Here is a 13,566-nt window from a genome sequence, read left to right as displayed (position 1 = left end):
CTTAGATGCAAGGCGTGGTTCGCAGCAAATGACTCAAGTCCTATACAATAGACTCGCCTTGCCCTCGCCGCCGCATGCGGCCTTTCTTTTCCCCTTTCGCCACCGTTATAATGCCCCGGCAAATAAGCGCAGCCCCGGAGAACAAACTTGAATCACAGCTATATTCCACTCGATCAGTATCGTCGCAAATGGATCTTCAACCACAAGGATCTGCCGGTCACTGACCTGGATAAGGCAGCCATTTTACCGCTGGATCAGAAGAGTGCCATGGAAGTGTGGAATCGCTGGATAAGCAACAAAAGCAGCTGCGCCGAAGACTTTACCAAGGGCGACTGGGCCAGCCGCAGTTCTACTTGGCATCAGACCGAATACTGGCAAAGCCATTGGGACAGCGAAGACAACAGCTTGCCGGAAACCCTGGTCGAATTTATCGATTGGCCAGCGGATGCCACAGTGTATTTCTGTTATGAAAAGTATCAGGTGATCCAAACACGCTGGGAAGTCTTTGCCCGTAACTGGAAATGCTTTCTGTTTTTCGATGATGGCCCTCTGCTGATAAGCCCTAAACACAAGCAAGCCGTCTGGTTCAGTCAGGATGGCAACTTCAAAATGGGCCTGCGAGGCTGAGCATTTTTGAAAACACTCAATAAATAACCAAGGCATAATCGCGTCATTAACGCGCCAACGGCCAAGACTAAAGAGAACAAGATGAATAAGATCACCTTAGCGGCTATGTTACTGGGGTTGTCACTGACCACTGCGGTCGATGCCCGTGAAATCGCCGGTGAAAATATCCCGGAAACCCTCAGCATTCAGGCAGCAACCCCGCTTAATCTCAATGGTGCCGGGGTACGCAGCAAGTTCTTTATGGATCTATATATTGGGGGGCTCTATCTGCCTGCTAAGGCGACTACCACAGCCGAGGTATTGGCCCAGCCACAGGCAGCAGTCAGCTTGAAGATAGTCTCGGGTCTTATCACCGCAGATAAGATGCGCTCGGCGATTACTGAAGGCTTCGATGACGCCACAGGCGGTAAAACTGAGGCCATACAGGCCGATATCGACCGATTTATGAGCCTGTTTCAGGAAGAGATCAAACAAGGCGATACCTTTCTCCTGTATACCAGCCAGGAAAATGGTGTCAGTGCCTACAAGAACGGTGAATTGCAGGACACTATCGCCGGAGAAAACTTTCGCCGCGCGCTGCTGAACATTTGGCTCGGCGATGGACCGGCGCAGGGCAGCCTGAAAAAGGCGATGCTGGCTAACTGAGCCTCTGAATGAATTTCCCGGGCCAATCGCTTAGCGAATGACCCGGTTTAATCGATGAAACTAACTTGCCCGCTCCTGCGGGCAAATTAATCAAAAACGATAGCTGAGATGAACGGCGCCGGCCAAATAGTTATCCAGCTCCCGCTTGATCTCCGGCTCGCTCAACTCAAGTTCCGGGTTGATGAAGTAACCCAAATAGGCGTTGAGATTGAATCCTTGTCCCAGCTGCCAACCCAAACGGGCGAAGCTGCTGATTTCCGTCAGCTCCAGTGTCTGTTCGTTTTCCCCCACCAAGATCCGCTCAGTGCGATGAGATGATCCCAGTCCCAGTTCCACCTCAGACGAAATCCGATAACTGAACTCTATCCCGGCCGGACCGGTAAAACCTGCCTGAAAGGGGTTACCCACCCGCCATCTATCACTGAGTTGCCAATCGATAAGCAAGTAAGGAACTGTTCTTACCTCACTGATATCATTGAGATAAGCCACTCCAAAGCCCAACATATTACCCGAATCAAACCTGTGAACTGCACCGGCAATCACACCATAACTTTCAGCGTCCGATGAGGAGACGTTATCACTGTAGGCATACTGCAACTGAGGCGCCAACATCAGACTCCAATGCCGGTTCAGGGTATATCTCAAGCTGACAGAAGCCGAGTAACGCTGGGCCGAGTCGAACTGACTGGCGGCAAAAGCAATATCACTGGCGCCATAGGTTGGCAAAGCAGAGAAATCCCAGTTCAATTTGTCATAACCTAGGCTGACACCCAGCCCCCAACGCTCATTCAGTTGCCAGTCTGCCCGCGCGCCCAGAAGATAGCTGCGGCGTCCCAGCTCTCCGCCACCGTCAATATCCGTATCGGCATTTTCAATCGTCGCCAGGCTCAGGCTATAACGGGAGGGTGGAGCCTCTGCGGCCAATAAGCCGGTGCTGGCACTCATAGCGCCCAGTAAGATAAATGCGGCCGTTTTTTTCATTTCATGTCCCTTTGCTTTGAAAATGCCCAATTATAACCATACGCTATTCCAACCTATGCGCTTTGAGAAACAATCCCGCCGTTTCAATGCAATAATCCCTGTGTTGCGCCTCGAGTTGTCCGGTATCCAGCCCCAGCTCTTTCCTGAGCCGTAGCTCACCAAATAGCATCAGACTCAGTCTCACCGCGGCTTGACGCTTGTTGCCGAAGTGATAACCGCCATGACGCTCAACCTGAGTAAAGAAATCCACCAGCAACCTCAACATATACTCGGGTCCGGCATCGAAATAAAGCTGCGCCGGTTCCGGATGAGTATCGACCTGGGAAACACAGGCGCGATAAACGGTAATGGCATCTTCACTGACGATCAGCTCGCCGAAATACTCGGCAAACACCGCCAGCGCCTGCTCCGGCCGTACAGCGTCGGCCAACAGTTCTTCGGCAACCTGACGCACCACACACTTGGACTCGATAGCCGCCACAAACAGCTCATCCTTACAGCCAAAATGAGCGTAAACCGTTTGTTTCGATACCCCGGCCCTCTTAGCCACTTCATCCATGCTGGTATGGGGAAACCCCTGGGCGCAGAAGAGTTCGATAGCGGCCTCCAATATCTGAGCCTTCTTCTGTTCGCTACGAGTTAATTGCTGATTATTCATAACCTTATGACTTACACCTTGTTCGGCAACGTCTTGGAAGGCATTAGAGCACAAAATAGACTAGACAGTCCAGTTCAGCCAAATTAGACTAGCAAGTCCAGTTTAACTCGTTATTAACAATCAGCAAGCAGAGCAGGGAGAAGCCGTTGCAACAGCGCATCAAGGAAGTCGGAAAACCAAAGGCACCAGAGCCTGACATTGAACACTCCCGTCACCGAGGTTTAGGTCGCGGCGCGCCGTTGGCTACTCTCAGCTTGTTGTTGTGCCTATCCGCCTGCCAGCCGCAGTCTTCTGAGCCCATTGAAACCAAACCCGCAGTGGTCAGCAGTGCCGCTCTTGTACTCAAGCCAAGTTACACCAAGCTGCAGCAATTCAGTGGCAGCGTGCGCGCCGGCAATACCACAGGCATAGGTTTCGAGCTCGCCGGTAAGTTGCAAAAAATCCTGGTAGATACCGGCGATAGAGTCGAGCGAGGACAATTGCTGGCACAGTTGGATACCAGCTTGCTGGAAGCAGAGCAGACCGAATTACAAGCGGCACTGGATCAGAATAATGCCGATATCACACTGGCCCGGGCAACGTTGAAACGCTCACTGGAGCTCAGTGCCAAACAATACCTTTCCGAGCAGCAACTCGATGAGCTCAAAGGCAAGCTGGCCAGTCTGAAAGCCGGGCATGCCAGGCTGGAAGCCTCACTGAAGGCCAATGAACTTAAGCGGCAGAAATCGCTTCTTATCGCCCCCTTTGCCGGAGTGATAGCCGCCAGAGAGCACAACCTCGGCGAAGTCATCGCCCTGGGCAGCCCGGTATTTACCCTGGTGCAGAGCGACAATCTGCAGGCACTGATAGGTGTGCCGTTGAATATTGCCGAGCAGTTACAACCGGGAGCCATGCTCAGCCTCAGAGTCGCCGAACACTATTATCAGGCCCAACTGCAAGGGATCAGCGGCCAGATCAATCCCGTCACCCGCACAGTGCAGCTCAGGTTCAGCATCACCCCCACATCGGAAACGACACCTATCAATGGCGAACTGGCTTATTTGCAATACCGCCGTGAAGTTCCCCGTGAAGGCTACTGGGTCCCGGTATCGGCGCTCACCGATGGTATTCGCGGTCTCTGGAATCTGTATGTGCTCAAGCAAGATGCCGATGGGTTTAAACTGCAGCGCCGCGATGTGGAAATTATCTATACCGAGGGCGACAACGCCTTTATTACCGGCGCCATCAGCCCGGGAGAACCGTTTGTCACCACAGGCCTGCATAAACTGGTTGCCGGGCAAAGAGTCGCGCCAAGCGCCGCATTGGCGGTTAGAGGTGGTCAATGAACCCTCTCATCAAGGCTTTCGTCGAGAATGGCCGCCTCGCCAGCCTGTTGATAGCCCTGTTGCTGGTTGCCGGGCTCGGCGCCATTTCCAGCCTGCCACGCACCGAAGACCCCCATATCACCAACCGCTTTGCCTCTGTGATCACCAGCTATCCGGGCGCTTCGGCCGAACGGGTCGAGGCACTGGTGACAGAAGTACTGGAGAATGAGCTTAGGCGACTTGAGGAACTCAAGCTTATCCAGTCCACCTCAAGACCCGGGGTCTCGGTGATTCAACTCGAGCTCAAAGATAACGTCATAGAAACCGAGCCGGTCTGGTCGAGAGCCAGAGATCTGCTGGCCGATAGCGGCGGCCGCCTGCCACAGAATGTCAATCCGCCGGTACTGGACGATCAGTTGGGTTACGCCTATACCGCCATCATAGGCCTGGAATGGCACGGCGGCGGTGAAGCGCGCCCCGACATTCTCAGCCGTTACGCCAAAGAGTTGCAAAGCAAACTGCGGCTCTTGAGCGGCACTGACTTTGTCAAACTCTATGGCGCGCCGACGGAGGAAATTCTGGTCACGCTGGATGGCGAACGTATCAATCGGCTCGGGCTGACACCGGGAGCCGTTGCCGACATTCTCAATCGCGCCGATACCAAGGTGTCGGCCGGTGAAATCAACAACCAGAGCTTCCGGGCATTGGTGGAAGTTTCCGGTGAACTGGACTCGCTGGAGCGTATCCGCCAGGTGCCGCTGAAGACCGACAGTTTCGGGCAACTGATCCGCCTTGGCGATATCGCCGTTATCAGCCGCCAGCCCAAGGATCCGCCCGATAATCTGGCACTGCTGGATGGAGAGCCCGGCATCATGGTAGCCGCCCGCATGCTCAACAACACCCGGGTGGATATTTGGAGTGAACAAGTCCGCCGGGTTGCTACCGAGCTGGAACAGGGCTTCCCTGCCAATATCCGCATGCAATGGCTATTTGAACAGGAAGGCTACACCAAGGAGCGCCTGCAAGAGTTGCTCCTCAACCTGCTGCAGGGGTTTGTGCTCATTCTTCTGGTGCTGCTGGTGACTGTCGGCATGCGCAATGCGCTTATCGTCGCCTTGTCACTGCCGTTGACGGCGCTGTTCACCCTGGCCTGCATGAAGTTTACCGGCCTGCCCATTCATCAAATGTCGGTCACCGGCTTGGTGGTGGCGCTGGGGATCATGGTGGATAACGCCATTGTGATTGTCGATGCCATTGCCCAGCGCCGCCGCGAGGGTATGAGTAAGCTGCAGGCGGTCAACACCACCATCAGGCACCTGTGGCTGCCGCTCGCCGGTTCCACCATCACCACCATGCTGGCATTCGCGCCGATAGTGCTGATGCCTGGCGCCGCCGGCGAGTTTGTCAGCGGTATCGCTATTTCAGTGATCTTTGCCCTGCTCGGCTCTTACCTCATCTCCCACACCCTGATAGCCGGTCTCGCCGGGCGTTTCAGCCGCGCCAAGGACGACAATCGCTGGTATCACCACGGGGTAAACCTGCCAAGGCTTGCCAGAACCTATCGCCAGACTCTGCAACTGGCGCTCAACTACCCGAAAACTGCCGCGCTGCTGATCGGTATCTTGCCACTGACAGGCTTTGTGGCCTCCGGGCAGATGACAGAGCAGTTTTTCCCGCCATCGGATAGAAACATGTTCCAGCTGGAGCTCTATCTTTCGCCCCATGCCAGCCTGGCGAGGACAGAGCAGAGAGTCAAACAACTCGATAGAGAGCTGCGCAGCACTGACGGCATAGAAAGCGTCAATTGGGTCATAGGTGGGAACGTGCCATCCTTCTACTACAACCTGACTCAAAAACAGCAGGGCGCTAACCAATACGCCCAGGCAATGATAACAACCCGCGACTTTCGCACCGCTAACCGCTTAATTCCCGAGTTGCAACAGCAGCTGGATAGAGACTATCCGGATGCGCAGATCCTGGTGCGTAAACTGGAACAGGGCCCGCCCTTCAACGCCCCTGTGGAGCTAAGGCTCTATGGCCCCAATCTCGACCGCCTGGCCGAGCTTGGAGATGAGGTGCGGCGATTGCTGGCCGAGACCCGGGATGTGATCCACACACGGGCGACCCTGAGCCCGGGGGCGCCCAAAGTGTGGCTGCAGCTCGATGAAGATGCCAGCCTGATGGCAGGCCTGAGTCTGAGTGAGATCGCCTCACAAATCCAGATGTCCACCACAGGCATCACAGGCGGCAGCTTGCTGGAGCAAACCGAATCGCTGCCGGTGAGGGTCAAGCTCGGTGCCGATGTCGGCGAGCAGCAATCCAGGCTGTCACAAATAAGCCTGCTGTCGCCCAATGGTGAGTCGATTCCGCTTTCGGCCGTGAGTCAAAGCCATGTCAATGCCAGTCGCGGCGCCATTCCTCACTATAATGGCCAGCGGGTTAATATTCTCGAAGCCTACATCGCCTCGGGCGTGCTGCCGCAAAAAGTGCTGGAGCGAGTCAAACTCAAACTGGCCGAGCTTAAACTGCCCGCCTCCTATCGAATAGAGATAGGCGGTGAGAGCGCCAAACGTGATGAAGCAGTGGGTAATCTGCTCTCCAATATCGTCTTGGTACTGACCGCATTGCTGACCGTGCTGGTGCTCTCTTTCAACTCGTTCAGACTGACGGGGATCATTCTGCTCAGCGCCCTGCAATCGGCGGGGCTCGGGCTGCTGGCGGTCTGGGCTCTGGGTTATCCCTTTGGCTTTACGGTGATAATAGGTCTGCTGGGCTTGATGGGCCTGGCTATCAATGCCGCCATAGTGATCTTGGCCGAACTCGAGTCTGAGCCTCTGGCGCGCTTGGGCGACACCGAAGTCATTCTCGCCGGCGTCACGCGTTGCAGTCGTCATATCGCTTCAACCACAATCACCACAGTGGGCGGCTTTCTGCCTTTGATCCTGGCTGGCGGGGGTTTTTGGCCGCCCTTTGCCATCGCCATTGCCGGGGGCACGGCGCTGACGACCCTATTGTCTTTGGTTTGGGTGCCTGTGGTTTATTCTCTGTGGCTTAACAAGCCCAAGACTCTTTTTGTAAACCAATCCCCCCAGACGGAATAACACAACATTCCCTTGCAGCCAGAGAAATGAACCATGAATCCCGATATGCAGTTGTGACCGCTCCACAACTGCCAGCTCTGCTCTCGCGGCAAACTCAACATCACAGTATCACTATCGAGCCCCAACCGCCGCTTGAATCAAGATATCTGCCTGCCAGCTTCCGCATTTCTGCATAAAATATAAAGAGTTAACTTTTACAACACAAAATCGGTAAATTAATATCATCTAAAACAACAAGATGAGTCCGATAGTTAGATTCAGGTCAAAATTTATTTAATGATAATGAGATAAAGTCCTAAAAACCGGTTACATAGGAATAATGATAATGAATTACCGCAACTGGCCTATCGCCAAGCAAATCGGCACTCTGGCTTTCATATTAACGATTTTGGTGTTTGGCATCTTAAGCAGTATCTCCTACCTGACAGCTTCCTCGACCCTCAAAGAAAAAGCGATTACCGCCCTGAAGCAACAGGTTCACGGTGTTGATGACTTACTGGCACTGCAATATCAAAGCCTATTGTCATTGGCCCGTCGGAATGCCGATGTGTTTCGCGCCATGTACCCAGGCCAATTCCATAAACCAGAAAATAAAACCGTCCGGGTGTTCGGCATGGATACTCCGGCATTGATGCATGAAAAGGAGCAGCTCAACTCCTCCCGCAGTAAAGTCGACCGATATGCCAACCTCACCGGCGGTAATGCCACAGTGTTCGTTCGCGATGGTGATGACTTTTTGCGTATCGCAACCTCATTGAAAAAGGCCGATGGTAGCCGGGCATTGGGGACTTACCTTGGCAGTAAACACCCTGCCTATCAGAAAATGATCCAAGGCCAGGACTATGAAGGTTACGCCAAACTATTTGGCCGTGACTATATGACGGTTTACCGCCCGGTCAAAGATGTTCAGGGTAAGGTGATAGGCATTCTCTACATAGGTTTTGACATCAGCGACTCCCTGGTACAACTACAGAAATCGGTTGAGCAATTGCGCCTGGAAGAGAGTGGTAACTATCTACTGCTCAGTCGTACCGACAAAGTTGTGGTTGCTCACCCCTCGCTCTCACAAGGCCATGTCATGACAGACTCAGAACTCGATGGCCTGCCACTCGATGAACTGATGAAGAGTGAAGCGATCAAGAGCTACACCAATGGCCAAGGTGTCGCGATGATCGCCTACAGTGCCACCATTCCTGGCTGGAACTGGGAACTTATCGGTCAGGTCAAGGCCGCCGAATTAAACGAAGAAAGCCAAACGCTGCTGCTTATCAATGCCATGGTTGCCGTGGTTGGCATACTGGTGATCACTGCCCTACTCTCTATCGTACTGGTACGCACAGTTAAACCACTGCAAACCTTGCAGCGCCACATGGAGAACCTGGGCAAAGGTGATTTTAGTCATGACCTACCCAAGCTCGACAGCCGCAGCCAGAATGAGGTCATCAGGATCAGCAACAGCGTCACCGAAATGACCCGCGAACTGAAGCAACTGATCCAAGCATTGCAGGGCTCGGTGCAAACCCTGGAGTATCAAGCCGAACAGGCCCAGGAGGTCGCTCGTCTCAACGGTGATGAAGCCCAGGCATTGATGGCACAAACCGATCAGATAGCAACCGCTATCGAGGAGATGTCCACGTCAATACGCGATGTGGCCAACCACGCCGGAGAGAGTGCCAACCAGAGCCAGCAGGTGGATGAAGCTTCCCGCGCCGGACACCAGCAACTGACCCAGGTGGTGCAAGGGCTGGAAACCCTCAGTAGACAGCTGAGCGAGAGCCATACCGCCGTTGAAGGGGTGGCAAAAGAGAGTGATGCCATCAACACCATAACCGAGGTCATCAACAGCATTGCCGAACAAACTAACTTGTTGGCACTGAACGCCGCCATCGAAGCGGCCCGCGCTGGTGAGCAGGGACGTGGTTTCGCCGTGGTGGCCGATGAAGTGCGCACTCTGGCGAGTCGCACTCAGTCCTCTATTTCGGAAATCGGTCAGACCATCACCTCACTGCAGGCCAAGGTCAAGGACACGGCTACGCGCATGGACCAGAGCCATCAGTTGGGTAACCGCTCAGCCGATCAAGGCAAAGAAGCCAACAATCAGTTGACCGCCATTGCCCAGCGGATTGCCGATCTGGCGATATCTGTCAGCAGTATTGCCAGCGCCACTGAGCAGCAAAGCGCCGTGGCCGATGAAGTGACCCGTAACCTGCATCAGATAACCGATCTGGCTCGCGAAGGCGATATCCGCGCCACAGAAACGGTCAACTCCGCCAAAGAGTTGACTGAGCTGGCCGCCGCCTTGAAGAAACAGATAAGTATTTTCAGAGTGTAACCATTAAAAAGGCGCCCAAGTGGCGCCTTGTTCATATCCAGCGGCAACGCTTAACGCTGCTCCAGTTGCGGTAAAGGCACCGCCTTCATCAGCACTTCGGTGGTAAACTTGTCATTGTTGATCACCGGGTATCTGTCATAGGTCTGGAATATCACCCGTCCCTGATATTGGATCATGGCCACCACACCGTAATTGACATTGGACTCAAGGGTTTCTGCCGGCAAGATAAACTTGAACGGCACTGGCGCCCTGGCAATATCAAAGCTCTTTTGTGCCACGATTACCCCGGGAGTATCCAAGTCTATGATGGCAATGGTGATGCTGGAGCCTTGAGGCAAGGCTATTCTTTCCAGGTAACCCGCCGCTCCATTGACGATAACGGGTGCTTTGGGGTCAACCGTAACACAGGCTCCGAGCAATGCTATCCCCGCGGCCACGGCCAGTCCTCTTACATACTTAATCATCTTGCTATACCCTTATTTGGCGGTCATTCTCATCAGGCCTTCCTGAGTGGCCGAAGCCACCAACTCGCCCTGTTGGTTGAAGAATTGCCCTCTCACATACCCACGGCCGCCGCTGGCGTTGGGGCTCTCTATGGCATAAAGCAACCACTCGCCCATATTGACCGGACGATGGAACCAGAGTGAGTGATCTATGGTGGCCATCCGCATCCCGGGAGTCAGGAATGACACCCCGTGGGGCTGAGCCGCCGTCACCAAAAAATTGAAATCCGAAGCATACGCCAACAAGTAATCATGCATTTCATGCTCGGGCGGCAAGGCGCCATTGGCTCGCATCCATACATGGCGTACAGGCTCGGTGGCGGCCGGTGCCACAGGGTTAAGCGGATTGACCAGGCGCATCTCGATGGGAGCATCGGCCATAAACTTTTCCAGCATTCTGGCGGGCACCTTGTCTCTCATGGTCATCGCCAGCTCCTGCTGATTGAGTATTCCCTCAGGACCCGGCACCTGTGGCATTTCTGCCTGGTGGCTGAATCCCGCTTCCGGCTCCTGGAAGGAACAGGTCATGTAGAAAATAGGCCGTCCTTTTTGAATTGCCTTCACCTGACGGGCGCTGAAACTGCCGCCATCACGCATATTTTCAACTTCGTAGACTATCGGCAGCTTTTCATCACCAGCCCGTAAAAAATAGGAATGCAGTGAGTGCACCTGGCGATCTTGCGGCACAGTGCGACGGGCGGCACTGAGTGCCTGGCCCATGACCTGACCACCAAATACATGACCAAAGCCCAGATCCTGACTCTGGCCCCGATAAAGTCCAATTTCTATCTGTTCAAGCGCGAGCAGTGCTAAGAGATCGTCTAAAACCTGGCTCATAAAACTCTGTTAACTGGCTGACATATACCGCAAAGATTAACCTAGAACCGGCCCCTGTGACCAGAATCCTTTACTCTATCTCGATATTATGCTCTTCGGCAGCCTGCCTGGCCCATTTGACGATTTGGGCCTCACCACTGTCACAGAGACCAGACGGGACAGCCTGACTCAACTCGGGCCAAGCTTTGGCCAATAGCTCGGGGCTACAGGCACAGGCATTGAAATACCCGGGTTCAGATTCTGCGACTCTCACTCGACTGATACTGCCGGCCGCCGCCATCAGATGTTGACCATTGGGCGCCTGCTCACTGAGTAAAAACAGCCCGGCGGCCAGCGGCGCATCCAATCCAAACAGGGGTTGCACCGACAACGCCAGATGTTTTTCCGTCATAGGAGTGGTGGCCATGGGGCAGAGGCTGTTGACGCGGATATTGGTATTACTGCCTTCACGACTGAGACTATTGGTTAACCCAAGCAAGGCCATTTTGGCACTGGCCCAGGCTGATTCGAATGGATCGCCAAATAAGCCGCTAACACCGGTCAGCAACAAAATACGGCCATATTCCTGTGCCTTCATTCGCGACCAGAGGCCGTGACACAGTAAAAAACTACCATCGAGATCTACCTGTAGCTGTTGCCGCCACTGCTTGAAGGTTAACTTTTCAAATGGACTTGAAGTGTGGATACCGGCACAGGCCACCAGCAACTCTATGGTACCAAAGTGGTCACAAGCTTCCTGCAACACCTTGGCGACACAGGTTTCATCACTCACATCGCAGTGCCAGGCTTTGGCATCGGCCCCTAGAGCCGTGAGTGCATTCAAGGTGTCTTTGCAGCTGTCTATGTCCAGCAATGCCAGGCTGGCACCGCGCTGAGCCAAACCTATGGCAAAGGCCCGTCCCAAACCGGACGCCGCACCACTGACTAGGGCTGTCCTACCCCCAAACCCCATCATATTAACCCCTGCCTTAGCAATAATTCCATGAAATATAGAGTTTTCTTTAACAATAAGAGCACATAACCCCCGAGGGTTATTTGATTATGGCTGCATTTTTCCAATCCGCGCGGGTACAAATGTGCGCTGACTCAAACTCTGTTAAATGCATTTATCCGATTGTGCTAACTTTCAACGGGAAAATTGGTATCCTTAGCATGTTTTCCCATCTTTAACGCTGAAGAATTGACAAGATGAATCCCTGGATTTTAGCCTCGCGGCCGCGCACTTTGCCTGCGGCGATAGGACCCTTGCTGATAGGCAACATACTGGCTCTGCAATTGGAGAGTTTCAGTTGGGCCATCGCAGTGGCGTCCATGGCCTGCGCCCTGTTGCTGCAGATTGCCGTTAACCTGGCCAATGACTACTTTGATTTTAAAAACGGCATAGATACCGAAGAACGATTAGGGCCGATAAGAGTCACCCAGAGCGGCTTACTCGACCCGCTGAAAGTACGTAATGCGATGATTTTTTGCCTCTTGCTGGCATTGGTGGTGGGCTCTTTCCTCATCTGGCACGGTGGTTGGCCAATTGCTATCCTGGCGGCGGCCTCCATTATGGGTGCCCTGGGGTACAGCGGCGGCCCTTACCCGCTTGCCTCACACGGACTTGGCGAAGTAGCTGCCTTCATCTTCTTTGGTCTGGTAGCCGTTGTCGGCAGCTATTATCTGCAGGCTGGCGAAACTAACACTGCGGCCTGGATTTTGGGCAGCGCCGTGGGTCTGCTCAATGCAGCCATCTGCTTGGTAAACAACACCCGCGATATCTATACCGATGAAAAGGCTGGCAAGCGCACTCTGGCGGTACGCATAGGTGAAGCCCAGTCCAAGGTGCTGTACCAAGCGCTGGTTTACTTACCCTTCGGCCTGATTATTGCGGGTTTCCTGCTGGGCCTGCTGCCTGGCCTGCCGGTGCTGCTGACGGGCCTTGCGTTACTAATGGCTCGTAAGCTGTCCAGCGATTTCACCCAAGTGTCAGGTGCGGCACTAAATCCCTTACTGGGACGCACAGCTAAACTGACCATGATGTTCAGTGCCCTGTTCAGCTTAGGCTTAGTGTTTACCCTTTAATTCCTGCCCAATCTCATCAAGGCCTCCCGGTAATCCTATCGGGAGGCCTTGGTTCAGCCTGACGCTAATCAAGCCCGGGCTCATTCGGCCAGTTTCAGCCCCAGAACGCCGATAAAAATCAACAGCAAACTACCGATTTTAAACAGGCTGGCGCTCTCGCCGAATAGCCAGATCCCCACCATTGCCGTGCCCATGGCGCCAATGCCAACCCAAACACCGTAAGCCGTGCCTATGGGCAATGACTTGGTCGCCAGCCCAAGCAAACCGACACTGATGGCCATAGCGCCCAAGGTCAATAGACTGGGAACCAACTTAGTAAAGCCCTGGGTATATTTAAGGCCTATGGCCCAAGCTATTTCGAACAAACCAGCGAGGATTAAGAGCAACCAGTTCATGGACTCATCCCTTTTTTAAGAGGGGTCGTCCCCGGTAATAGATAAGGCGCTTGCAGGGTCGTCCCTGCGGCCAGAGTGATGAGCTTAAACTTTAAGAGTGTTCCGAACGGAGCGGCAAC

12 protein-coding genes are annotated in these 13,566 nt (G+C 53.9%); 6 read left to right on the top strand and 6 right to left on the bottom strand.

Annotated features, from left to right (window positions below; genetic code table 11):
• Positions 1–147: 147 nt before the first annotated feature.
• Both CBE72_RS06740 and CBE72_RS06735 read left to right on the top strand, forming a co-directional pair.
• A complete protein-coding gene (locus tag CBE72_RS06740) occupies positions 148–627 on the top strand; it encodes a DUF2947 domain-containing protein (RefSeq protein WP_100142877.1) in 480 nt (159 codons plus the stop codon).
• A gap of 81 nt (positions 628–708) precedes the next feature.
• Positions 709–1,272, top strand: a complete 564-nt coding sequence (locus CBE72_RS06735; protein ID WP_100142876.1) for a chalcone isomerase family protein — start codon at positions 709–711, stop codon at positions 1,270–1,272.
• 90 nt (positions 1,273–1,362) lie between these two features.
• On the opposite strand, the gene CBE72_RS06730 is transcribed toward CBE72_RS06735, so the two are convergent.
• Both CBE72_RS06730 and CBE72_RS06725 read right to left on the bottom strand, forming a co-directional pair.
• Positions 1,363–2,253 (bottom strand): DUF6268 family outer membrane beta-barrel protein, encoded by an 891-nt coding sequence (locus tag CBE72_RS06730; RefSeq protein ID WP_100142875.1) that lies wholly within the window; start codon positions 2,251–2,253, stop codon positions 1,363–1,365.
• 43 nt (positions 2,254–2,296) lie between these two features.
• Positions 2,297–2,911, bottom strand: a complete 615-nt coding sequence (locus CBE72_RS06725) for a TetR/AcrR family transcriptional regulator (RefSeq protein ID WP_100142874.1) — start codon at positions 2,909–2,911, stop codon at positions 2,297–2,299.
• 239 nt (positions 2,912–3,150) lie between these two features.
• Here CBE72_RS06725 and CBE72_RS06720 point away from each other — a divergent pair, with 239 nt between their 5' ends.
• The 3 genes from CBE72_RS06720 to CBE72_RS06710 all read left to right on the top strand — a co-directional run bounded on the left by CBE72_RS06720 (position 3,151) and on the right by CBE72_RS06710 (position 9,648).
• Positions 3,151–4,236 carry an efflux RND transporter periplasmic adaptor subunit gene (locus CBE72_RS06720; protein ID WP_100142927.1) on the top strand — a complete coding sequence of 362 codons (1,086 nt, stop codon included), beginning with the start codon at positions 3,151–3,153 and terminating at the stop codon, positions 4,234–4,236.
• The gene (locus CBE72_RS06715; RefSeq protein ID WP_100142873.1) at positions 4,233–7,316 is read left to right on the top strand and encodes an efflux RND transporter permease subunit; all 3,084 of its coding nucleotides are present in this window, start codon (positions 4,233–4,235) and stop codon (positions 7,314–7,316) included. The genes CBE72_RS06720 and CBE72_RS06715 overlap by 4 nt, the downstream gene beginning before the upstream one ends.
• Before the next feature lie 325 nt (positions 7,317–7,641).
• Positions 7,642–9,648: a methyl-accepting chemotaxis protein gene (locus CBE72_RS06710; protein WP_100142872.1), complete on the top strand. Its 2,007-nt coding sequence runs from the start codon at positions 7,642–7,644 to the stop codon at positions 9,646–9,648.
• 50 nt (positions 9,649–9,698) lie between these two features.
• Here the strand turns inward: CBE72_RS06710 and CBE72_RS06705 are convergent, their stop codons facing one another.
• From CBE72_RS06705 to CBE72_RS06695, 3 genes are all read right to left on the bottom strand, one after another.
• Positions 9,699–10,112, bottom strand: coding sequence for a YbaY family lipoprotein (locus CBE72_RS06705; protein ID WP_100142871.1), 414 nt, complete (start codon positions 10,110–10,112; stop codon positions 9,699–9,701).
• 12 nt (positions 10,113–10,124) lie between these two features.
• Positions 10,125–10,988, bottom strand: coding sequence for an acyl-CoA thioesterase II (tesB, locus tag CBE72_RS06700; RefSeq protein WP_100142870.1), 864 nt, complete (start codon positions 10,986–10,988; stop codon positions 10,125–10,127).
• Positions 10,989–11,058: 70 nt separating this feature from the next.
• Positions 11,059–11,943 (bottom strand): SDR family NAD(P)-dependent oxidoreductase, encoded by an 885-nt coding sequence (locus CBE72_RS06695; protein WP_100142869.1) that lies wholly within the window; start codon positions 11,941–11,943, stop codon positions 11,059–11,061.
• A gap of 233 nt (positions 11,944–12,176) precedes the next feature.
• On the opposite strand from CBE72_RS06695, the gene CBE72_RS06690 reads away from it, so the two are divergent.
• Entirely contained in the window at positions 12,177–13,052 is an 876-nt protein-coding gene (locus CBE72_RS06690; RefSeq protein ID WP_100142868.1) for a 1,4-dihydroxy-2-naphthoate polyprenyltransferase, read from the top strand.
• 80 nt (positions 13,053–13,132) lie between these two features.
• On the opposite strand, the gene sugE is transcribed toward CBE72_RS06690, so the two are convergent.
• Positions 13,133–13,447, bottom strand: coding sequence for a quaternary ammonium compound efflux SMR transporter SugE (gene sugE / locus CBE72_RS06685; protein WP_100142867.1), 315 nt, complete (start codon positions 13,445–13,447; stop codon positions 13,133–13,135).
• Between the last annotated feature and the right edge of the window lie 119 nt (positions 13,448–13,566).

The sequence above is a fragment of the Shewanella carassii genome (assembly GCF_002777975.1).
In the GTDB taxonomy this organism is placed as follows: Bacteria; Pseudomonadota; Gammaproteobacteria; order Enterobacterales; family Shewanellaceae; genus Shewanella; species Shewanella carassii.
Note: the sequence above shows the minus strand (reverse complement) of the source record. Positions and strands in the feature narration are given on the sequence as shown.

Excerpts from the sequence above, each read along its gene's own strand:
- CBE72_RS06710 (WP_100142872.1), top strand. The coding sequence starts at position 7,642 with ATGAATTACCGCAACTGGCCTATCGCCAAGCAAATCGGCACTCTGGCT.
- tesB (WP_100142870.1), bottom strand. The coding sequence starts at position 10,988 with ATGAGCCAGGTTTTAGACGATCTCTTAGCACTGCTCGCGCTTGAACAG.
- CBE72_RS06695 (WP_100142869.1), bottom strand. The coding sequence starts at position 11,943 with ATGATGGGGTTTGGGGGTAGGACAGCCCTAGTCAGTGGTGCGGCGTCC.
- CBE72_RS06730 (WP_100142875.1), bottom strand. The coding sequence starts at position 2,253 with ATGAAAAAAACGGCCGCATTTATCTTACTGGGCGCTATGAGTGCCAGC.
- CBE72_RS06690 (WP_100142868.1), top strand. The coding sequence starts at position 12,177 with ATGAATCCCTGGATTTTAGCCTCGCGGCCGCGCACTTTGCCTGCGGCG.
- sugE (WP_100142867.1), bottom strand. The coding sequence starts at position 13,447 with ATGAACTGGTTGCTCTTAATCCTCGCTGGTTTGTTCGAAATAGCTTGG.
- CBE72_RS06715 (WP_100142873.1), top strand. The coding sequence starts at position 4,233 with ATGAACCCTCTCATCAAGGCTTTCGTCGAGAATGGCCGCCTCGCCAGC.
- CBE72_RS06725 (WP_100142874.1), bottom strand. The coding sequence starts at position 2,911 with ATGAATAATCAGCAATTAACTCGTAGCGAACAGAAGAAGGCTCAGATA.
- CBE72_RS06735 (WP_100142876.1), top strand. The coding sequence starts at position 709 with ATGAATAAGATCACCTTAGCGGCTATGTTACTGGGGTTGTCACTGACC.
- CBE72_RS06705 (WP_100142871.1), bottom strand. The coding sequence starts at position 10,112 with ATGATTAAGTATGTAAGAGGACTGGCCGTGGCCGCGGGGATAGCATTG.